Source organism: Ruminococcus flavefaciens AE3010 (assembly GCF_000526795.1).
GTDB classification, from domain to species: domain Bacteria; phylum Bacillota; class Clostridia; order Oscillospirales; family Ruminococcaceae; genus Ruminococcus; species Ruminococcus flavefaciens_D.
In genome coordinates this window covers 2,682,510-2,703,927 of the sequence record NZ_JAGT01000001.1, presented here as the reverse complement: position 1 = coordinate 2,703,927, position 21,418 = coordinate 2,682,510, and the positions used below count along the sequence as shown (strand labels likewise).

Below are 21,418 nucleotides of genomic sequence, written 5' to 3'. Positions count from 1 at the left end.
ATTATAACACATATGGTTAAAAAATGCAAGCTTGCGGAAAGACTGCACTATGTCTGTGTTTTTCATAAAAAAGTTTGCAAAAAATCAATAGACAACTGCTGCGAACCGTGATATAATATGTAAAAATACAGCAAAAAGGAGCGTCATTATGAAGTTATCAAAAATACACGCAATTCTCACCGCAGCCTGCCTTACAGCATGCCTTGCACCGGCAGCATTTGAAGCTATCCACGCAAACGCAATATATTACGCATGGACGGAAGCCGAGGACAGCGACTACATCGACGATATCCGCTACGACTTCTTTTCCGACCACGTTGTTGTCAGCCACTGCGAAAAAGGCGGCGATATCGTTATCCCTGCCGAGATAGAAGGACTTCCCGTTACGGATATATTTGACGGAGCATTTTACTCGGATACGATCACCTCTATCGTTCTTCCCGACTCTATCAAATCGCTGAGCAGCCACATGTGTTCAAGCTCTCCCAACCTGAGATCAGTAAAGCTCCCTGCAAATATCACGTCCATACCCGAACACGCATTTTCGGACTGCCGTTCTCTTGAAGAGATAAACATTCCCTCAGGCGTCACAGAAATAGGCAGATTTGCTTTTTTCGGCTGCACCTCACTAAAAAAAATTGATCTTCCAGATGGACTTTTAACTCTTGGTGACAATTGCTTCTGTGACTGCTCTCTGGAATCCGTCACTATCCCCAAGGGCGTTACCGAGCTGCCAAATTGGTGCTTCGGCGGCAACAGCTTCAAGGAGCTCACTATCCCCGAAACTGTCAAAAAGATAGACGGTTGGGCGTTCCATGAGTGCTATAATCTGGAGAAGCTCACCGTGCTCAATCCTCAGTGCGATATCGAATCCCGTCTTGATTTTGTCTTCGGCGGAGGACGCAGAGACGAGAACGGCGAGCTTATAGAGAAAAGAGTTCCATGCACCTGCTACGGCTACAAGGGCTCTACCCTTGAAAAATTGGCAAATGAAAGCACAGCCAAAAGCGCAGGCTTCACCTTTGTTGCTCTTGACGCCGAAAAGACCGTATCACTCGGCGACCCCAACGGCGACGGCAAGATAAACGCCGTTGACGCTTCCATAATACTTTCCAATTATGCAAGATTTTCCACCTCTGACGAAAAGCCCACAGCAGACGAAACAGCCTCCTGCGATGTCAACAAGGACGGCAAGATAAATGCCGTGGACGCCTCCACTGTCCTCACGTACTACGCTTACTGCGCCACAAACGAGGCTGTAGCCTTTGAGGACTTCCTGAAAAAATAAGGGTATATCTGCGAAAAATACACCTGTTGTATCTTGACTTTTTGTGCTTTGTAACGTATAATAAATGTAAATTTATCTACAGATAAGGAGGCATTCCCATGAGATCAATGAAATTATTGGCAGGTGCACTGGCAGGTATGTGCCTTGTATCCGCAAGCTCTGTTTTACTTCCGGCTTCTGCCGAGCAGTCCGACAACTCTATATCAGCTGTTATCGAAAAGATACTTGGCGACCCGTCGGGCGACGGTATCATAAACGCAGTGGACGCTTCGTATATCCTTGAGACCTATTCTGAATATTCAATAAACCTCGGCGAGCTCACAGACGAGATACTTGCCGTATGCGACGTCAACAAGGACGGCGCCGTAAACGCTATGGACGCTTCGTATGTACTTTCATACTACGTTGACCAGTCTATGAACAGCACTGACATCTCCATTGAGGATTTCATCAATAATATCATCAGCGAGGTCCGGAAGTGGAGTGACTTCGATAATAGTACATGGGATCCATGGGCGTCTGATGCGTCGAATCCATGGGATCCTGCAAGCTCAATGGAACCCGGTTACCAGATAGACCCGAACTTTGACTGGAGTTCATGGCTTCCCGAGGATCTCTTGGATGAAGACAATCCGTGGACATGGCCAAATCCGTGGAGTGACCCGAATGATATCGAAAACTGGGGCAGCTGGTACGATCAGCCGCTGCAGGAAATAGACGACAGCTGGTTTGAGGAAACTCTTAATGCTCTCAAAGAGATAGAGGATACCACAAACGAAAATGAATAAACACGAGCCCGCTTCGGCGGGCTTTTTATCGTTATATGCACTTTTTTGTCAAAAATCCCGATATGTAATACAATGTAACAGTTTTTTTTACTTGACATATCTATTGGTATGACTTATAATTGTAATAGCATTTACACAAAAATTTCTCATAGGAGGGATACCGAATGATATGCAAAAAATGCGGCAGTGAAATGCCAGACGACGCTTTATTCTGCACAGAATGCGGAGCTCACCTCGATAAGGAGCCTGCTCCCGATGTACATACCGATGACGAGCCCACCTCTATCCTCCCCCACCTTGAGGAGGTCATAGCAGCCAATGAGGAAACTCTCAGTCTTACCAGCGAGGACGTGGAGCTCCTTAACGACGAGCCCACGGAGATACTCAGCTCCTCCGAGACTATAGAGCTCCCCGAGCCCGAGCCGGTATCAGAGCCAGAGCCCGTGACCGAGGTCTTTACCGCTCCCAAGCCTGTGGCTGAGGAAAAGCCGCAAAAGCCTGCGGAGTTCCCCAAGCAGGAGGCACCCGCTGCTCCCGCAAATAATAACGGCTTCAACGACAACAGCAGCACCATGAAGATACCCGTACAGCCTCAGCAGTACGGCTCTAACAGCAACAGCAATCAGTCTACAGGCAATTCTCCTGTACAGAGCAGCATTGCTCCGCCACCTCCCATACCGCCTGTGCAGCCTGCTCCCGCACCTGCACCAGCTCCTGCTCCCACACCTATGCCTCAGCAGGAAAACAAGCCCAAGGCACGCAAGAAAGTGGGCGGCGGACGTATCTTCGGAGCTTCTCTCGTGACTATATTCACTATGCTTTTCCTGCTGGCGTTCAGTCTTACCCTTGCGGTAAAGATAGGCGCTAACGGCAGCGTTATCAGCAAGAGAGCCGAAAAGCTCAACGCAGAAACTACTCTCACAGCCCAGTTCGACGGCAAGGAGCTGTCAAAGACCCTCTATGATTCCATGGGCTTCCGCACAGCTACAAGAGGAGCTGCTGACGAGGCAGGCTTCAAGAGATACATGTTGAATACAGACTTCCGCGAGTACGCAGGAAGAACAGCCAAGGGCTATCTCGACTACATCATCGACGGCAAGGGCGGCGACCCGTCCATTACTGCCGAGGACTTCGTGAACGACTTCATCAGAGCAAACAAGAACGCAGTTGTCAATGAGTTCGAGTACGAGCTCAAAGACGACGAATATGAGCTCATCGAGAAGAATCTGGAAAAGGACAATTTCAGCGACACCATGAGCGTCAGGGAGTGGAGCAGAAAGATAGGCTTCGACGTGGACAAGTGCAGCTATGCTTTCTCATTCATCACTATCGGTATCCTCGGAGGTCTTGTGATCCTGTTCCTTATCTGGACCGCTGTTATAGTGGACAAGCGCGCAAAGCACGTTACAGGCTTCTTTGCGACCTCTTTCAATGTTGTGGGATTACTGGTGTTCTTATCGGGACTTGCTATCCTTATCGGTTCCGCTATCGCATTCACATTCACACACAAGGCTGTATACTACCTGACAGAGAGCCTGCTCCTGCCGTTTACAGTTATGCTTCTGATAATTGGTGCTGCGGAGCTCTTCCTCGGATTCATTTTCAGAAAGTCAAACAAGGCTATCAAGAAAAAGGCTAAAAAGGCAGCCGCTGCTGCTGCAGCTAACAAATAATAACTAAGCCCGAAAGCACATAACTTTCGGGCTTGCTTTATTGTGATATGTAGGGACGCCCAATGGGCGCCCCTACAAGCTAACGGCTAACGGCTAATGGCTAAATAGACACATATTCGGTATCGGTGTTCAGCGGCTTCAGATACTCATCGATACGCTGACGGGATATGTTGTCGCCTATGACTATGAGTACGGGCTGTCCCTCTGCAACACGGGACAGCTCTGTCTTTTCACGGGTAGCGTTTATTTTCAGCCATCCGACCTCCGCAGGGAGCGCTCCCTTGATGCGGAATATCCTGCCGCAGCTCTCGTCTGCGAATATCTCGGCAATAAGGTGCTCCACCTTATCCTGCGGAATGGCGATATGCATGAAGTAGTGAACGGAGCTCTCAATATCCTCGGGGCTGAACTTCTTAACGTAGCTCGAACCGCGGTAGCCTGCGCCGCCAAGAAGCCTGTAATCATCGTCTGTAAGGCTCTCCCAGTCCTTTGCAAAAACGTCGCGGAACGCAAGTCTGCGGTCACAGCGTATATCCTCAAGGGCTGAGTTCACATGGTCAAGTACGGACTGCACAAGGCTGTCCTCTGCTTCTCCGCGGAGCTTGCTTATTACCAGCTTTCCGCAGCATGCCGCCTGGGAGCCGAGCAGGTACTCCATCTGCGGAGAGAGCTGCTGCTCCATTTCTCCGTCGGCAATAGTGAGGATACTTCCTATCTCAAACCAGTTGTCCAGCGGCGGATCGTGGAGTATATCGAAGAACTCGTCCATGTCGAATATGCCCGAGGGCTCAACGATAACGCGGTCAAAATGCTGCATACCGAGAGATATGAGCTGGGTCTTGAAGCGCCGTCTGTGGCAGTCCGCGTCGCAGCCCCCCGCTATCATTTCAAGGCGGCAGCCCTCCTCTTTCAGCTCCTGCAGCATGAGCATGTCTATATTCACAGCGCCGAAGTCGTTTTCCAGTATGGCGATGCTCTCGCCTCTGCTCATGCAGTGCCGTGCGTATTTCAGCAGGAATGTGGTCTTTCCCGAACCGAGTATTCCCGTTATAAGGTCAATCCTTGTCATTTTATGAAGCTCCTGTGTGTTATTTGTCTGAGGGCGATATTGTTATTGTGTATGTGCCGCCCCTGAGATATGCAGGATTATCTGCGGGATCTTCCTTAGAGCTGGACAACATATCATTTTCCCAAAATGCACTTGGCGTATAATCAGGTCCCGCATGGAAATCCGAGATCTGCACTTTCAGTCCCGTATCCACGGTCATATCGCCGTTTTCGTCGTACCATGCAAAGCCCTCAACGCTGCCGTCGATGATGTTCCTGTAGTTAAGACCTCTTGTGCCCGGGTAGAACATTCCGCCAAGATTCACAAGCCGCAGCACACGCTGCTTTTCGTCGCTGACATCATAGTGAGGACTGTTTATGCTGTACTTGAACTCCATGCCGAATGCGTCATTCGACACCTCTGCGTCACAGTGCAGGATACGGACTCCGCCCTTTTTCGTGAACAGGGCATTGTGGTTGCCCTGCCAGCCATAAACCTCATTATTGGCTTCTCCCGTCACAAACTCAACTATGAAGTACTCGCTGAGCCAGTCGTCCTCCTGCTTTTTCGGTATGACGATGCAGGAGGGCTTCTGCTGTGAGGAGCTCAGAGTAAATGTCTGCTCGCCCCCTGTATAGACCTGTATGTCGTCATCTGCTATCCAGCCCAGCATGAGTTTTGAAAAAGCGGACAGGTCGCCGCTGCCCTCGTCCATGAGCTCCACACCTGCTTCGCCTTCCATTCCGCCGTTGCCGTTATCCTTGTCCTTGTCAAGAACGTAATAGTCCGTAAGTCCCATAGCATGGCAGAGCTCGTGAGCTAATTTGGCATTGTTGCCTGCACGCTCCTGATTCCAGAACGGACTCACGCAGTAGCTGCCTACCGTTATGCCGTCATAGCTGTTGCTGCCGTAATACTTCGCAGAAAAAGGCCACCAGTCAGGCATTTTGTCGCCGTCGTTGTCAACAGACGCCAGTCTTTCGGAAACCACTATCATCATGGAGTCCAGCACAGAATCATCGTTGACATCATAGGCACTGTAATCCAGCTCGTCTTCGAATGCCGCCATTATCTCCTCCACCAGCTCCTGAGCGTTGTTGCTGACGTATTCCTCGGCAGGCTTCTGTGCGGTATAATCAATAACGTCAAATTCAAGGTTCAGCTTTCCGTAGGACGCGCGGTCAAAATAAGCAGGTATGCTCTCCAGCGGATAGGCAAGGTCATTCTTGTTTTCCTCGCCGAAGCAGTGCTCCTTAACCGTTTCCGCAAAAATACCCGAAAAGAATACATCATCGGGGAAGCATACTGCAAACACGGGGATACGGCAGCTTCCGACACTTGGCAGTGTGGGCTCCAATGCGCTTACGTGAGCTTCTGCCCCAAGTCCTGTCATACTTGTGAGGAGCAGCCGCCTGAGCTCCACAAGGTCGAACATATCCAGCCTGTTATCCTCGCATAGATCAGCTGTTTCCCAGTGTTTCAGCTTTATTTTCCCGTTTCCCGACAGCCACCTCTGAAGCAGCACCAGATCGGCGATACTCTGTCGCTTGTCGCCGTTGACGTCGCCCCTCAAATGCTGAGGTGAGGTGTATTCGCTTACAGGCTTTATAGCATGGTTCGCTGCAAATATACGGCTATACTTCTCCATGAATCCGTCATAGCTCTCGTCGGGCAGATACACAGCGACTTCATCGCTGCAATTGTACATAAATGACAGTGGGTCGTAGCTCCAGTCGGGATTCCCACCCCATTCACTGTTTTGTTCTATGGCTTTGGTGCTCTCCAGAACAATGCTTTCCAGATGATCGCACTGCATAAAAGGTATGATCATCTCCGAGACATTTTTCGGGATAGTTATGGTCTCAAGGCAGTTATTGTGCGCAAAGGCTCCGTCGCCGATATATTCAAGAGACTCGGGCAGACAGAATGTAGGTATCTCAGTCTCCGCAAAGGCAGCTTCCCCTATCTTCATCAAGCCCTCGGGCAGTTCAACCGCAGCAAGCTCCTCGGCATGGCAAAAGGCATACTGATCTATCACCTTTACGGTATCAGCCACCTTATAGCGCCTGTCGGTCTTTCCCTGAGGATAGCGCACAAGCCTGTCCATAGCCTTGCTGTAGAGAACTCCGTCCACCGAGCAAAGATAGGGATTATCCTCAGCAGTATAATAAGCTGCGGCGGAGCAGTCTTCCGCATAAACAGTCCTGACTGTATCGGGCAGGCTGACCGATGTTATGTTCTTGTTGCTGACAATGTAGACCTCTGTTACCGCCCTGCCATCATGTTCCGCAGGTACAGCTACATCACCCGAACAAAAGCTGTCCAGCACAAAGGTATAATCGTCGCTGTATTCCATGCTGACTGCATCTGAGCCGACGGCAGGCTGTACCAGCATCGCCGCGGCTGCCGCTGCTGCAATAAGTCTGCTCATAGTATCACCTCTTTGTCTTAGTGAGTAGAGAGTAGAGAGTAGTAAGTAGTAGGGAACGGCGCCCCTACTACTCTCTGCTTTCTACTCACTACTTACTTAAATCAAAATTTTGCTCTGCAAAATTTTGATTTGATCTTACATTTTATAAAAGTCGTTCTTTGAAAAGGCTATGGTGAACTCGGTATAGCTGCCCTGCTCCGAGGTCACGGATATGGTGTGTCCGAGACGCTCGCAGAGGCTCTTCACGATGTACAGTCCCATACCCGTGGACTTTGCGTAGGAGCGCCCGTTCTCGCCTGTGAAGCTCTTATCGAACACTCTGCTTATGTCCCTTTCGGGTATGCCGATACCGTTGTCGCGGAAGTGCAGCAGCACTCGGTCGGAAAGCTCCTCTGCGCTTATGCGCATTACTATGTCCCGACCCTCAACTGTGTATTTAAGGCTGTTTGCAATGAACTGTCCCAGTATGAATTCCAGCCATTTTCCGTCAGTCATTACACTTACGTCAAGTCCCTCTGTCTCAATTGAAGCTCCTGCAAGCTGAATGTCCTCGCGGTTTTTCAGAGCAACATTTGACACTGTGCGCTTCAGTGAGTTCTCCTTGATGATGTAGTCCTTTTCGGCACTCTCCGAGCGTGCGTAATACAGCACCTGATCGGTATAGCCGTCTATGCGGCGGAGCTGTTCGAGGAACTTCTCACCCAGCCTGTCGCTGTGATTATGCGCCATGAGCTGCAAGCTCGCCACAGGCAGCTTCACCTCATGCACCCACATCTCGATGAACTCGCGGAAGTCAGCGGAGCTCCGCTGATACTTCGACACCTCCTCGCACATGGCTTTGTGAGCCTGACAAAGTACATCATAGGTGAGCTCGCCCTCTAAGAAGCCGGGCTTCTGCACCATTTCGTGGATAAGGTATTTTTTGTCAAGCAATTCAAGCTTGCCCATAAGGTCGGTGTAAAAATGCCTTTTGCGGAAGAAGCCCACAAGCTCCTCGGATATTAAAAACAGAATGAATATAACGGCAATAAATGTCACAAGCTGACCGCTGACCCTGTACGCCGACAGAAACAGCAGCATAAGCCCGAAGGACAGGGCTGCAATAGCGTAAAACCACAGCCTGTCGCGGATATAGTCACGGAATCTCATCTCAGTATGTACCCCTGCTTCTTGCGTGTTTCGATAGCGTCCTCGCAGCCAAGGTCTGCAAGCTTTGAACGCAGGCGGCTTATATTCACGGTGAGGGCGTTGTCGTTGACGAATTCGTCATTGTCCCAGAGAGCGGTCATCAGCTCGTCACGGGTGACGATATTGCCCTGTCTGTCCAGCATAAAGCGGAATATTATCATCTCGTTCTTGGTGAGGATAAGCTCACGGCTGCCGTCAGTAAGACAGCCCTTTGCGTCGTTTACCTGCAAGCCGTTATAGGTCTGCACAGAAGTCGAAGCTCCTGCCGCACGTTTCAGTACAGCGGATATCCTCAGCAGGAGTATAGTGGGATTGTAGGGCTTGGTGATATAGTCGTCAGCGCCGTAGCTCATGGAGAGCACCTCATCAGTCTCCGATGTGCGGCTGGTGACCATTATCACGGGAGTATCAGTCTCTTTGCGTATCTCTTTGAGAAGCTGCTCCCCATTTAGGTCGGGGATATTTATGTCCATGAGGATAAGGTCGGGCTTTGCGGCGAGTATCTTCGCCTTTGAGTCTGTGAAGTCCGTAAGGTACTCGGCTTCGTAGCCCGAATTGCGCAGGAGCTCCGCAAGCTCCTCGCGGATAGACCTGTCGTCCTCGACAATGAAGATCTTGCTCATATTTCACCTCGTTAATTGTTATTGTATCAATTATACCATAAACAAGCAGATAAAACAAGCCTGTAGGGGCGCCCTTTGGGCGTCCGCGAGTGTCTATGAAATTAAGACGGGCTGCCAAAGGCAGCCCCTACAGCGCGGAGCCCTCGCCGCCTTGCCACGTTGACGCTTGTTTCACTCGCTCACAATCATCAATGTCGTTACTCGTACATCGCTTACAGCACTTCTTTATTGGCGCGCTTTTAAGGGCGCCCCTACACTCTCAACTCTCAATTCTCAACTCTCAACTAAAAAAGGGCGGAATATCCGCCCTTTCATTACTCTTCTGTTTCTTCCTTTTCTTCGGGCGGGAGCTTCTCCACGCGACAGACCTCGATACGGTGGTGCTTTACCTCCACCACATTGATGTGAAGTCCACCTGCTTCAAGCTCCAGCTGTGTGCCGTCCTTGGGTATCTCCCCAAGCTTCGCTATGACGTAGCCGCCGAAGGTCTCGTACTTGTCCGCAGGAAGCGTTACCTCCAGCTCCTCGCATACGTCGCTGAGTGAGCTGATACCGGGAACTGTCCACTCGGTATCGCTTATCTTTTCGAGCCTTACAGCAGGCTCGTCCTCGGGGTCGTCGGCGAAATCGCCCACAAGCTCCTCAACAAGGTCGGTAACGGTGATAATACCGCTCATGCCGCCGTACTCGTCAACAACTATGGCGAAGTGGTCTGCGCCCCGCTGCTTCATCTGGTCGAAAAGGCGGTCAGCCTTCATGTTCTCGTGTACAAAGCAGGGCTCGCGGACAGCCTTTGCCATGATATTCTCACGGCTCTTGTCCTCAAGTCGGAAGTAGTCCTTTGCATTGAGCACGCCTATAACGTTGTCCACGCTCTCGCCGCATATAGGGAATGCCGAGTGACGGGTGCGGTGGATAGTTTCCTCCCACACGCTTATATCGTCGTCGCTCCACAGCACGTCCACGTCTGTACGGTGAGTGCAGACCTGCTCCGCAGTCATATCGTCAAAGGCGAACACGTTTTTGATTATGCGGTTCTCGTCCTCGTCGATAGTTCCCTTTTCAGCACCTGCGTCGGACATCATGAGTATCTCTTCCTCGGTAACGGTATCGTCGTCGCTGTCGGGGTCAATGCCCATAAGGCGGAGTATACCGTTTGCGGAAGCGTTCAGCAGCCATACCAGCGGTGCGAAAAATGCTGCCACGAAGCTTACTGTGCCGCTCATGGCAAGAGCAATCTTCTCGGGGTCCTTCATTGCAAGGCGCTTGGGTACCAGCTCGCCGAATACCAGTGTAAAATAGGAAAGTATCAGTGTGATAAGAACTACGGACACCTTCTTGATAACAGCCGCAGGTATGCCGATGCCTGTTTTCACTATTACAGATGTGAGGAGCTCAGAAAAGCTGTCTGCGGCAAATGCCGCACCTATGAAGCCTGCAAGTGTGATAGCCACCTGTATAGTTGCAAGGAATCGTGTGGGCGTATCGGTAAGCTTTTTCAGTCTCGCGGCTTTTTTGTTGCCGCTGGCGGCAAGCTTTTCAAGCCGCACGTCGCTTGTGGAGATGACCGCCACCTCCGTACAGGCGAAAAGCGCATTAAGCGCGATAAGTACGATTTGCAGAATTATCTGCCCTAACATATTCATATCCTCCGTTAAATCATATCCTTATTTGTCTATAACCTCATAAAGGCACAGCCTAACACAAACGATAGTGCAGACCATGCCTTGATATCACATATTTAACGAAGTATGTTCCGTAATTATAAGGATTACTGCCGTCAGGGGCACCGTCCATTATGATTTTCATCTCCTGTTCTGTGTAAATATAATAGTATTATAACATATAATTGTGAATAAATCAAGATGCGCGGCTTAATTTAGTGAACAGTGCACAGCGATTTGCAGGGAGCGGTGTTTTCGTTTATCGCTCTGCCGAGCACTGTATAACATTCATTTCAATGCCATGTACACTTTTCCCCCGATACTTGACAGTTTTCTGCATTTGTGCTATACTAAATAACTGTGAAAACCATATGCACATATATTGCGCAAGGGCTCTGAAATTCGTTTGTGTAACGGTTTCAGAGGCTTTTTATGTTATGGAAAGATCATCAAAACGTATTTTATGTTGATAATCGATCAAGATCAAGGTGGTATTATATGAATAATGTTGTAACAGACGGTGTCGGGAGTAATATTACGGACACAAAAGCAGCTGCGAAGGCGCAGAAGCCTGCTGCTAAAAAGAGAGACTCCAATCTGGAGCTTTTCCGTATAATCACAATGCTGCTTATCATAGCACATCATTTTGTGGTGAATTCAGGTCTTAAAGATATGGACGGACCTATCAGCTCTTCACCGTTCACATTCAATTCCCTGTTCCTTCTTGTATTCGGAGCGTGGGGCAAGATCGGGATAAACTGTTTTGTGATGATAACAGGTTATTTCATGTGTAAAATGAATATAACAGCCAAGAAGTTCGCAAAACTGTTCTGTGAAGTGATGTTTTACAGGATTGTGCTGCAGATGATATTCTGGATAAGCGGATATGAACCTTTTTCAGTTGTGAATTTAGTTCTGACGCTCATTCCGATAACCGATCTGACACAGGACTTTACGCAGTGTTTCCTCATTTTCTTCCTGTTCATACCGTTTCTGAACACACTTATCAGCCATATAAGTGAAAGGATGCATATAGGTCTCATATTCCTCTGCGGACTGACATACGTCCTTCTCGGCACAATAAGAGGCGGTCCGTTCGCTGTAGATATGAACTATGTATCATGGTTCATGGTGATATATGTCATTGCGTCATATTTCAGGCTGTATCCCAAGAAATGGACCAACAATACAGCACGCTGCGGAGTCCTTTTCTTCCTGTCCGTGACCGCCGCTGCTCTGAGCGTGATCGGATGCACAGCTGCAGGAGAAAGATTCGGCAGGTTCGCACCTTATTATCTTGTAAGCGATTCCAACTCGTTCCTTGCACTGATCGCGGGAGTATTTGCATTCCTGTTCTTCAAGAATATAAAGATCCCATACAACAGGTTTATCAATACGATAGCTGCATCTTCTTTCGGTGTTTTACTGATACATACTCACAGTGATTCCATGAGGCAGTGGCTTTGGGGAGATGTGCTTGACAACGTAGGACATTTCAGCGACAAGCTGATGCCGCTGTATGCGATATGCAGTGTTATTGTGATCTTTGCAGTTTGTACAGTGATCGATATTCTGCGCATCAATTTACTTGAAAAGCCTTTTTTCAGATTCTGGGACAAAAAAGAGAGCGGTTGGACAGAAAAGATAAAGGGTTTCGCAGACAGGATATTCAGGAAAATGGATATAGAGTAAAAACCGACGGAGCGCACAGTATGCGCCCACATAAATATGTTTTTAAGGGACGCCCAATGGGCGTCCCTGTATTTTAATTCTAAATTCACGGGCGCCGAAAGGGCGCCCCTACAAATAAGGGGCGCGATTTTATCGCGCCCCCGTTGATTTACTGCATTGTTACCATAAAGCATACGCTCTTTCCCGGCTGGTTCATAACATGTATCTTGAACTTATGCTTATCAATTACGGATTTCGCAATTGCAAGTCCAAGTCCGTAGCCGCCTGTGGAGCGGTTTCTCGAAGCATCGCTGCGGTAGAATCTCTCGAATATCTTCTCAGTATCCTCTTCCTTGATGCCCTCGCCTGTGTTGTATACCGAGAACAGCTTTCTGTCGCCCACTCTCTTCAGTGCTACCCTTACGGTACCGCCGTCGTTGGAGTACTTCAGAGCATTGTCGATGAATATTGCAGCCATCTGCTTGATGTGCTTTTCGCTTCCGCTGAGCATTATATCATCCTCAACGTTGACCTCGAACTTCTTGTTGCTCTCAAACGCCTGACACTCAAAGGGCAGTGCGGTGTTGATTATCGCCTTGCTGAGATTGAAGTACTTGCGCTCGATATCAGTGGTATTGTTCTCCAGTCTTGTCAGGTTGAGCAGGTCGTTTACCAGTACGCTCATACGGTCGGTCTGCGCCTTGATATAGTCAAGCCACCTGTTGGGACCTATCTCACCCGAAAGTACATCTGCGTTTGTGGATATAACTGTAAGAGGAGTTTTCAGCTCGTGGCTCGCATCGGAAACGAACTGCTTCTGCTTGTCGAATGCGACCTTGATAGGCTGAATGCTTCTCTTGCTGAGGAAGTAAGCCAGTACAGAAAGAATGACCAGCGCAATAGAGCCAATTATAACAGTTGTACGCTTGAGCTGTCCAAGCATTTCCATTTCGTAGCTCTTGTCGGTGAGAACTATGATAGTGCCGTTTGATTTGTCCTCCTTATAGAACTGATAGGAGTTTATCATATCAGTATCGTCGCCGTTTTCAAGAATGGCTGTGATGTACTTCTGAGCGTTCTCTGAGCTTATCTTGTCATTGTAAAGAGTATCGAGATACTCGCCCTTTGTATCAGCCATGAGTACAAAGTAATCGATATAGCCCAGTGTCTTCGGGATAGGCTCTACCCTTGAATAGGACATGGGTGCAGGCTCTGCCTTGGAAGCCTCTGCTGTTGAGGGAGCTGTCTTTTCGCTGTTTGAAAGGACAGTAAAGCCGTCCAGCACTGTATCTCCGTTATAAACGGTATTTGTGAGAGTATACCCGCCGTCTGCTCCGAAGCTCTGGGACTCGGCAATGAGCTCGTCATCATTTTCTTCGTCCTGCTCCTGAGCATCTTCACCGTCGCTGTAGCGCTTATAGCTCTGTTCGTTCTCGTATACCTTAACGCCCTTTTTGTTGTCGGGCTCCTTGCTGTACATCTTGGGAGTTCCGCTGTCGCCTGTGTTCCACTGAGTCCATGGGTTCCACGGGTTCATATTGTTCCACGGGTTCCACGGATTGGTCGGGTTCCACGGGTTCCACGGGTTCCACGGGTTATTGGGGTCACCGTTGTTGTTATTGCCGCCCTGCTGCTGTCCCCAGTTATTCCAGTTCTGCTGACCGCCGTTATTGTTCCAGTAATCGTTCCAGTATTTTTCCCAGTCCTGCTGATTCCAGTTGCTCCAGTCCTGCGGCTGTTGCTGCTGTTGCTGCTGCCACCATGCGTTCCAGTCAAACTCTTCAGTGGACGAGGGTGCCTGAGTTTCGGGAGCCTGAGTCTCTGGAGCCTGTGTCTCCGCAGGCTGAGCCTCCTCGTGGTGCTCCTCATGGTACTCGGGCTCGTCGGGAGTATTCTGCTCTACGGACTCTGTGTTCTCGTCAGTTGAAGGAACTGCACCTGTTGTCTCTGCCTGCTTTGTAGTCGGATCGGCAGATGAAGAAGTCGTGGCAGTCTCTGTAGTAGTTGGCTTTGCCTGAGATTCCGCGGGCTTCGGCGGAGGCACATCGGCCTTTTCGTGTCTTTCATTCTTGGGCTCGGCGGGCTTGGTATAAGTAAATGTGGAATTCTTGTCATTATACTCGATACCTGCCGCTATCTGCATGAGCACTTCCTTGGACTGTCCTCGCATGACCTCCTTGGTGATAACGTTTATAGAACCGATAAGTGCAATGAAAACAGCCAGGAGAATACTTACGATCATTGAGAAAAGCTTCATCTGCGCTTTTCTGAACATACGATCATGAGGTTTCCTTAACATTGCGTCATTCCTCCTTCATCATTCAAGAGAATAGCCTATACCTCTTGCAGTCTTGATCTGAACAGGAGCAGATATTACCGAGAGCTTCTTTCTGAGGAATGAGATGTATACCTCGATGTTGTTGTACTCAACATCGCTCTCATAGCCCCATATCTTCTCGATTATCCTCTCCTTGGGAAGTATCTGGTGTGGATTGGATATGAGGAGCTCCATTATCTGGTACTCCTTCAGTGAGAGCTTAACATCGCTGCCCTTCCACATTACCGAGCAGGTGTTCTTGTTAAGCTCAAGACCGTTATAGTCAAGTCTGTTCTCGTCAACTATCTCGCCCTTTCTTCTGGTGAGGGCTCTTACACGCGCAAGGAGCTCACCCGTAACGAAAGGCTTTGTGAGGTAGTCGTCCGCTCCGCAGTCAAGACCGTTTATCTTGTCCTCGATCTCGCTTCGTGCGGTAAGCAGAAGAACAGGCGTATGTATATGCTCGCGGCGGAGATTCCTCAGCACCTCCATACCGTTCATGCCCGGGAGCATGATGTCCAGTATGATGCAGTCATAAACTCCCGTAAGAGCATTATCAAGCCCGTCGACTCCGTCATAGACAGTATCAACGTTGTACATATTTCTTTTCAGTATTTCCGACAGAGCGTCGGCAAGCTGTATCTCGTCCTCGACAACGAGAAGTCTCATACAAATACCCCCTTGAATATCCGCATTCGGGCACGGTATATATCTGTGAGAGCGGACACCTTTCCACTCTACTTATATTATAGCACAAAATATTGAAATAAGCTTAAAGATTTTTAAGTTTAATAAATTGATTAGGAAAAAAATCAGCGATTTTTTTGTGCACATCAACAGTTTTGCTTTTAAATTGCCAGTAGGCGTTGACTAACCTATAAATTTGTGATATGATTGTTTACACAGACGGGTGAAAATAATTTACTGTTTTTACTCATTATATAGAAAATATATAGGTTCATATGTTTAAGATGGGAGGGGCAAAGATATGTTATCACCTATAGAACGAAAAAAGGCAGGCTTTCCTCTGCTCACATCTCACGCTGCTGAGATGAAAAAATACGCGGAAGTGTACAGCCTCTTCGTTGATAAGGGCTACTCCAAGGAACTGTGTGAGGCTTATGCCGACGCTTTCATCGACAATGTCAAGAAACCCACAGACTTCGATATAATCCAGATAGCATCTCTTTACGATCGTATCCACGATAATAAGACAGCTTACTTTTATCTTGAAAAGCTTATAGATAAAAAGCTCAGCGGCGACGAGAAATTCGGCTACTGCACCGAAATGCTCAGCACCATAAGCAAAATCGGCAACTGGCGTGAAGCCGAGGACTTCCGCACACAGAACATAAGCTTTTTGCAGAAGTACTGCAGCAAGACCTGTTTAAAGCGTCAGGCAAAGCTCTACATATCCCTCGCACTTGCAGACTGTGCCGCAAAAAGCTACACTCAAGCGCTGAAGCTGCTGAAATTCGGCTACAAGCCACAGGGCAGGAACGACTCCATGCTGCTTGAGATATTCATTACAAGCGTGTATATCTTCGCAAAAGCAGATGACGTGGAGGGTCTTGAGGGCGCTCTCGCAAACGCCAACGGCTGTCTGAAGCTCTTCAAGGATTTTGATTTCTCATGGCAGGAGGAGTACTACCGCCAGAGGATCAAGGACGCCTCTCAGGGCATTATCTGAAAAAATCACAGGCTCCGGGTTCAGACCCGGAGCTTTTTATGCCTCCGTCACTGAAAATTTTTGATTAAATGATAAAAAAATATCAAAAATATTCAAAATCTCCTGAAAATATTTCACCTGACAATTTTATATTATTTTTAACCATAGCAAATTCGGTCAGTTCACAGTTCAATACATCATGTACGTTAAAAGATGTTGTAATCGTGCTATAATTTTTAGCACAGCCTAAAGCAACGTATCTACGATGTTTTGTCAATGCGATTTTTGTTCTGACCGTCAGTCAGCAGTATATTTTTATTTTTATGGCTAAAAACAAATTTGATAAAATTAATAGTTTAGTTCATAATTACTTAATATAAAATATAATACTAATTTTAGCAATATAGTGCTAATTTTGAGCAATATAATCAATTGAACTTCTTGCCGCCATGCTTTATAATACAATTGTTGGTAGAAAAACCGCCGAAAAATCGGCTTTCTCTACCGCCACATAATTTCAACAGATTTTTATGTGTCCTGTAACAAAATCGGCAAGTATGTCTTTCTTTGCTTGATCCGGTATCAAACTCCGCCGGATCCTCGGTTTCACCAATTCGATCCAGCACACATCGGACTTATTTCAACTGCTATTAAACATTAATGCCTATAATATGTTTAATCGCCTAAAGCAGTTCGCACATCGCTTGAAACGACTCAGCAAGCATGATATTACAGCAAGAAGATATATGGCACTACGGATTTTGTGCCTGCCGTATGACAAATGCGTATAGAGGGTGCGCATGCGTCAACTCAATAGCGACCTTGATTGGCTTTTTGAGAGGGTGTCAATGAAGGTCGTTATTCTTTTGCAATCTTGTTCTATACCTATATATAAAAGGCTGCCGAACGGCAGTCTTTTTTCGTGCTCAGGTTATTTATTGCATTATTGGCGGAACGGCGAGGGTGACTCCCTGTAGTACAGGGAGATGTCAGCGGAGCTGACAGAGGGTCGCGGCGCCTGTTGGGCGCCGTTCCCTACAGTCGGTCATTTGCAGTTTTACGGAGATTGACGGGCGGATAATATCCGCCCCCTACTATGGACAACTGATCGCTCACATGAGCTCCTTGAAAAAGTCACACTCGTCGGCATTAGCCTGTGCGGCAAACTCGGACTTTACATCACAGTGGAAAACGTGTCCGAGAGGATGTGCCTCGTCGCCGTAAAGCTTGTACTTGTACTTCACGCCCACTTCGTCGAGTCTCTCCATAAGAGCAGGAGCCTCGTCACGGAGGAAGTCCTCATTGGCTGTCATTATGTAGCAGGGCGGGAAGCTCTCATTGGCAAGCTTTACTATATTGAGCTTTCCCAGTAATGCAGGGTAGTCCTCTTTTTTGAGGAAGTCTTTAAGTGACTTGACCGTGCCCGTATCCTCTATCCTGTATATTCCGCAGTTGAGGGCAATTCCCTTGAATTTCAGTCCCTCGGGAACTGTGAACGGGTACATCTTTGCGTACTCCTTATCCGCGCATATGCAGGCATAAATGGCAATGCCCATTGCGCCTGCGGAGTCTCCCACAGCAAAGAGATCATCAAGGTCAAAGCCGTACTCCTCCGCATTCTTCATGACCCACCCAAACACCATGTTGGTGTCCTCAAACTGCGCAGGGAAACGGTGCTCAGGAGCAAGTCTGTAGGAGTAGTTCACTACCGCAAAGCCGTGCTTGGCAAGCTCCATGCAGTAGAACTGGTAGACCTTCTTGTCGCCGTATACCCAGCCGCCGCCGTGGAAGCTGACTATAACAGGCAGCTTTCCGCTGAGTGCCTTGGGACGGTATACGTCCAGCACATGCCATGTGTCGTCAGTGCCGTACTTTATATCGTCAAAGCGCTCTATCTCAGGTGGAGTAGTCAGTCCCGCATCGCGCTTTGCGTCGCTCTCTTCACACATTTTTCTGAATATCTTGCTTCGTATTGACATTATTCTTTTTTCCTTTCATGTTACTGTTTTTCCAGTTTTTTCAGTTTTTTTCTCATGGTGCTGCGGCGTTCTGCCACAGCTTTTTTATTTATGATATAAACGCCGTCTTTCACTTCGAGCACGTCTCCCTCACGCGCTTCCTCGGGAAGCATCTCACGGGGGACGTTTTTCATTCCGCTTTCCGTTTCAAGTACAGCGTATTCACCTTCAAACCTGTCTATGACTGTCATGGTCGTTACCTTTCCCGAGCTATCTTTATGTCAGAGCCGTCAGACTCCGCAATTACAGTGCCGCTGACGTCGGTACGGCACACCATATCCGCATATTTCTCCAGCCTTTTCAGGGTACTGTCGTGAGGGTGTCCGTAGGGATTGTCCCTGCCGCAGGAGATAACGGCTATCTTCGGACGGATAATGTCCAGAAACTCCTCCGTGGAGGAATAGGTGCTGCCGTGATGCCCCGCCTTGTAGAGCATGACCCTTTGCAGCCTGCCGCCCTGTATCATAGCCTCTTCGGACTCCGCCTCGGCGTCTCCCGTGAACAGGCACCTGTTATCGCCGTGAGTCAGCATGAACGCTATGGAATAGTTGTTCATGTCCTCGTAAAAGCTGCCCTCGGGAGCTATTATCTCTGCCTTTGCACTGCCTATATCAAGCACCTGTCCCACATACGCCTCTTTTACGGGAACGTGCTTTGCTGCACAGCTGTCAAGAAATCGCTCATAGAACACCGTAGTTGGTATCTGCTCGTCGGGGATATGTGGTATGAGCACCTCTCCCACGTCAAAAACATCGATGATATTGTACATGCCGCCCATATGGTCGGAGTGAGGGTGGGTGGCGATCACATAGTCCAGCCGCCCCACACCAAGCCCGCGGAGGTAGTCCTCCACCTTATAGGAGACCTCGTTCTCGCCGCAGTCCACCAGCATGGTAACGCCGTTGGCGGCAATGAATGTGCAGTCCCCCTGCCCCACGTCAATGAAGTGCATGACCAGCTTGTCCTCATTTGGGAATGTATGCTTTGGCTTGCGGAAGTACCGCCAGCCTATAAACAGCAGAACAGCTGCCGTTATCAGCAGCCATAAAAGGTTCAGTGCTTTCTTTTTCCGTTCTGCCCGTTCTTTTTCCCGTTTTTCTGCCAGCTCGCGGAGGTACTGTTTTTGCTGCGAGCTGAGCCTGTACTTCTCTCCTGCTGCCTCGACGAAGCTTTCCGTGTCTTTGAAGTATTTTGCCACGACTTGTCACCGCCTTTTCGGGGAGTATTGCTCTGTCCGCGGCTGTCGTCCGCCACAAGGCATTTCGGCGAAGTACCGATAAGGTCGCGGCGTCCCGCAGCTTTGAGAGCTTCCAGTACTATCTCCCTGTTCTGAGGGCGGAAGTATTGGAGCAGAGCTCGCTGCATAGCCTTTTCCTTGGGAGTTTTCGGCACGTAGACCTTTTCCATTGTGTAGGGGTCAAGCTCCGTATAGAACATCGCCGTGGATATAGTTCCGGGAGTTGGATAGAAGTCCTGCACCTGTTCGGGACGTATCTTGTTATCCCTGAGGAAGAGTGCAAGGTCAATGGCTTCATTCAGTGTGCTTCCGGGGTGTGAGGACATGAGATAGGGCACAAGGTACTGCTCCTTGCCCATGCTCTTTGTTACCTCGTAAAAGCGCTTCTGGAAGCGCTTGTAGGCTTCGATATGTGGCTTGCCCATTTTGTCAAGGACTACCGCCGAGCAGTGCTCGGGAGCGACCTTGAGCTGTCCGCTGACGTGGTGCATGATGAGCTCCCGCATAAACTCGTCGTCCTTGTCCTCGATGAGGTAGTCATAGCGTATACCCGAACGGATAAATACCCTTTTCACGCCCTTGACCTGCCTTATCTTACGGAGCATGGACAGGTACTCGGTGTGGTCGACTTTCAGCGCAGGGCAGGGATTCGGTGCAAGGCACTTCTTACCCATGCAAAGTCCCTTGGTGAGCTGTTTGTCGCAGGAGGGACGTCGGAAGTCCGCCGTGGGACCGCCTACGTCGTGTATATAGCCCTTGAAGTCAGGCATTTTCGTAATGCGCTCCGCTTCCGCAAGTACGGACTCCACACTGCGGACAGTGATACGTCTTCCCTGATGAAGAGCTATGGAGCAGAAATTGCAGTAGCCGAAGCAGCCGCGGTTGTGAGTGATAGAAAAGCGAACCTCCTCTATTCCGGGCACTCCGCCCAGCGCCTCGTAGGACGGATGTATCGCCCTTGTGTAGGGCAGTGAGTAGATATGGTCAAGCTCCTCTGTGGTAAGGCTGTAGGCGGGTGGCAGCTGCACCAGCATCATCTTGCCGTGGCGCTGTATTATGGTCTTTCCGTAGACCTCGTCCTGCCAGTCGTACTGTATCTTTACCGCCTTTGCGTACTCGGGCTTGCTATCCCGCACCTGCTCGAATGAGGGGCACTGTGCCGCGCCGAGGGGCGTATTCACAGGCTCCGTGAGGTAGCAGGTGCCGCGTATATCATGCATATCGTGTACGCTCTCCCCTGCAGCAAGACGGGTGCAGAACTCCTGTATCTGATGCTCGCCCATGCCGTACATGAGCAGGTCTGCGCCGCTGTCCACAAGCACCGAAGGACGCACTGCGTCGTCCCAGTAGTCATAGTGTGCAAAGCGGCGGAGAGAAGCCTCCAGACCGCCTATGGCTATGGTGATATCCCCGAAGTATTCGCGGAGCTTCTGACAGTAGACTATTACCGCACGGTCAGGGCGCTTGCCTGCAACGCCTCCTGCGGTATACGCATCATCGGAGCGCTTTCTCTTTGCCGCTGTGTAATGCGCAACCATAGAGTCGATATTGCCTGCGGTCACAAGAAAGGCATACTTAGGCGCACCGAAGCGGCGGAAGTCCCTGTCCGTATGCCAGTCGGGCTGAGAGATAACGCCAACGGTAAAACCCATGCTCTCGATAAGGCGGGTAACGATAGCCGCTCCGAAGCTTGGGTGGTCAACGTATGCGTCGCCTGTTATATATATGAAATCGAACTGCTCTATGCCAAGCTCGTCCATTTCCTTTTTAGTCGTAGGCAGAAAGCCCTCGTACATGTTATCA

Annotated in this window: 16 protein-coding genes; 5 read left to right on the top strand and 11 right to left on the bottom strand. The window is 49.2% G+C overall.

Annotation, left to right across the window (positions count from 1 at the left end; all coding sequences use genetic code 11):
* The first annotated feature begins 148 nt into the window (after positions 1–148).
* The 3 genes from N774_RS18360 to N774_RS0111895 all read left to right on the top strand — a co-directional run bounded on the left by N774_RS18360 (position 149) and on the right by N774_RS0111895 (position 3,749).
* On the top strand, positions 149–1,288 hold the full coding sequence (locus N774_RS18360; protein ID WP_024861459.1) for a leucine-rich repeat protein: 1,140 nt from the start codon (positions 149–151) through the stop codon (positions 1,286–1,288).
* A gap of 98 nt (positions 1,289–1,386) precedes the next feature.
* The gene (locus tag N774_RS0111900; RefSeq protein WP_024861458.1) at positions 1,387–2,076 is read left to right on the top strand and encodes a dockerin type I domain-containing protein; all 690 of its coding nucleotides are present in this window, start codon (positions 1,387–1,389) and stop codon (positions 2,074–2,076) included.
* A 164-nt stretch (positions 2,077–2,240) separates the two neighbouring features.
* The gene (locus tag N774_RS0111895) at positions 2,241–3,749 is read left to right on the top strand and encodes a zinc ribbon domain-containing protein (protein ID WP_024861457.1); all 1,509 of its coding nucleotides are present in this window, start codon (positions 2,241–2,243) and stop codon (positions 3,747–3,749) included.
* Between the two features lie 100 nt (positions 3,750–3,849).
* On the opposite strand, the gene N774_RS0111890 is transcribed toward N774_RS0111895, so the two are convergent.
* From N774_RS0111890 to N774_RS0111870, 5 genes are all read right to left on the bottom strand, one after another.
* A complete protein-coding gene (locus N774_RS0111890) occupies positions 3,850–4,818 on the bottom strand; it encodes a GTP-binding protein (protein ID WP_024861456.1) in 969 nt (322 codons plus the stop codon).
* Between the two features lie 19 nt (positions 4,819–4,837).
* Positions 4,838–7,228 (bottom strand): leucine-rich repeat protein, encoded by a 2,391-nt coding sequence (locus N774_RS0111885; RefSeq protein ID WP_024861455.1) that lies wholly within the window; start codon positions 7,226–7,228, stop codon positions 4,838–4,840.
* Between the two features lie 135 nt (positions 7,229–7,363).
* Positions 7,364–8,377, bottom strand: coding sequence for a sensor histidine kinase (locus N774_RS0111880; RefSeq protein WP_024861454.1), 1,014 nt, complete (start codon positions 8,375–8,377; stop codon positions 7,364–7,366).
* Positions 8,374–9,039 (bottom strand): response regulator transcription factor, encoded by a 666-nt coding sequence (locus N774_RS0111875; RefSeq protein WP_024861453.1) that lies wholly within the window; start codon positions 9,037–9,039, stop codon positions 8,374–8,376. The genes N774_RS0111880 and N774_RS0111875 overlap by 4 nt, the downstream gene beginning before the upstream one ends.
* Before the next feature lie 314 nt (positions 9,040–9,353).
* Complete coding sequence (locus tag N774_RS0111870; protein ID WP_024861452.1) at positions 9,354–10,679, bottom strand: hemolysin family protein; 1,326 nt, start codon at positions 10,677–10,679, stop codon at positions 9,354–9,356.
* Between the two features lie 522 nt (positions 10,680–11,201).
* Between N774_RS0111870 and N774_RS17450 the strand changes: the two genes are divergently transcribed.
* Positions 11,202–12,395 carry an acyltransferase family protein gene (locus N774_RS17450; RefSeq protein ID WP_024861451.1) on the top strand — a complete coding sequence of 398 codons (1,194 nt, stop codon included), beginning with the start codon at positions 11,202–11,204 and terminating at the stop codon, positions 12,393–12,395.
* Between the two features lie 148 nt (positions 12,396–12,543).
* Here the strand turns inward: N774_RS17450 and N774_RS18355 are convergent, their stop codons facing one another.
* Positions 12,544–14,673: a sensor histidine kinase gene (locus N774_RS18355; protein WP_080770490.1), complete on the bottom strand. Its 2,130-nt coding sequence runs from the start codon at positions 14,671–14,673 to the stop codon at positions 12,544–12,546.
* An 18-nt stretch (positions 14,674–14,691) separates the two neighbouring features.
* Positions 14,692–15,360: a response regulator transcription factor gene (locus N774_RS0111855; RefSeq protein ID WP_024861449.1), complete on the bottom strand. Its 669-nt coding sequence runs from the start codon at positions 15,358–15,360 to the stop codon at positions 14,692–14,694.
* A gap of 319 nt (positions 15,361–15,679) precedes the next feature.
* Here N774_RS0111855 and N774_RS0111850 point away from each other — a divergent pair, with 319 nt between their 5' ends.
* On the top strand, positions 15,680–16,381 hold the full coding sequence (locus tag N774_RS0111850; RefSeq protein ID WP_024861448.1) for a hypothetical protein: 702 nt from the start codon (positions 15,680–15,682) through the stop codon (positions 16,379–16,381).
* Between the two features lie 1,091 nt (positions 16,382–17,472).
* Here N774_RS0111850 and N774_RS0111845 read toward each other — a convergent pair.
* The 4 genes from N774_RS0111845 to N774_RS0111830 all read right to left on the bottom strand — a co-directional run bounded on the left by N774_RS0111845 (position 17,473) and on the right by N774_RS0111830 (position 21,411).
* Positions 17,473–18,339 carry an alpha/beta hydrolase gene (locus tag N774_RS0111845; protein WP_024861447.1) on the bottom strand — a complete coding sequence of 289 codons (867 nt, stop codon included), beginning with the start codon at positions 18,337–18,339 and terminating at the stop codon, positions 17,473–17,475.
* A 20-nt stretch (positions 18,340–18,359) separates the two neighbouring features.
* Positions 18,360–18,569 (bottom strand): DUF3006 domain-containing protein, encoded by a 210-nt coding sequence (locus N774_RS17440; RefSeq protein WP_037280268.1) that lies wholly within the window; start codon positions 18,567–18,569, stop codon positions 18,360–18,362.
* A gap of 5 nt (positions 18,570–18,574) precedes the next feature.
* Positions 18,575–19,330 carry a ComEC/Rec2 family competence protein gene (locus N774_RS19840; protein WP_051463399.1) on the bottom strand — a complete coding sequence of 252 codons (756 nt, stop codon included), beginning with the start codon at positions 19,328–19,330 and terminating at the stop codon, positions 18,575–18,577.
* 101 nt (positions 19,331–19,431) lie between these two features.
* The gene (locus tag N774_RS0111830; protein WP_024861446.1) at positions 19,432–21,411 is read right to left on the bottom strand and encodes a YgiQ family radical SAM protein; all 1,980 of its coding nucleotides are present in this window, start codon (positions 21,409–21,411) and stop codon (positions 19,432–19,434) included.
* Between the last annotated feature and the right edge of the window lie 7 nt (positions 21,412–21,418).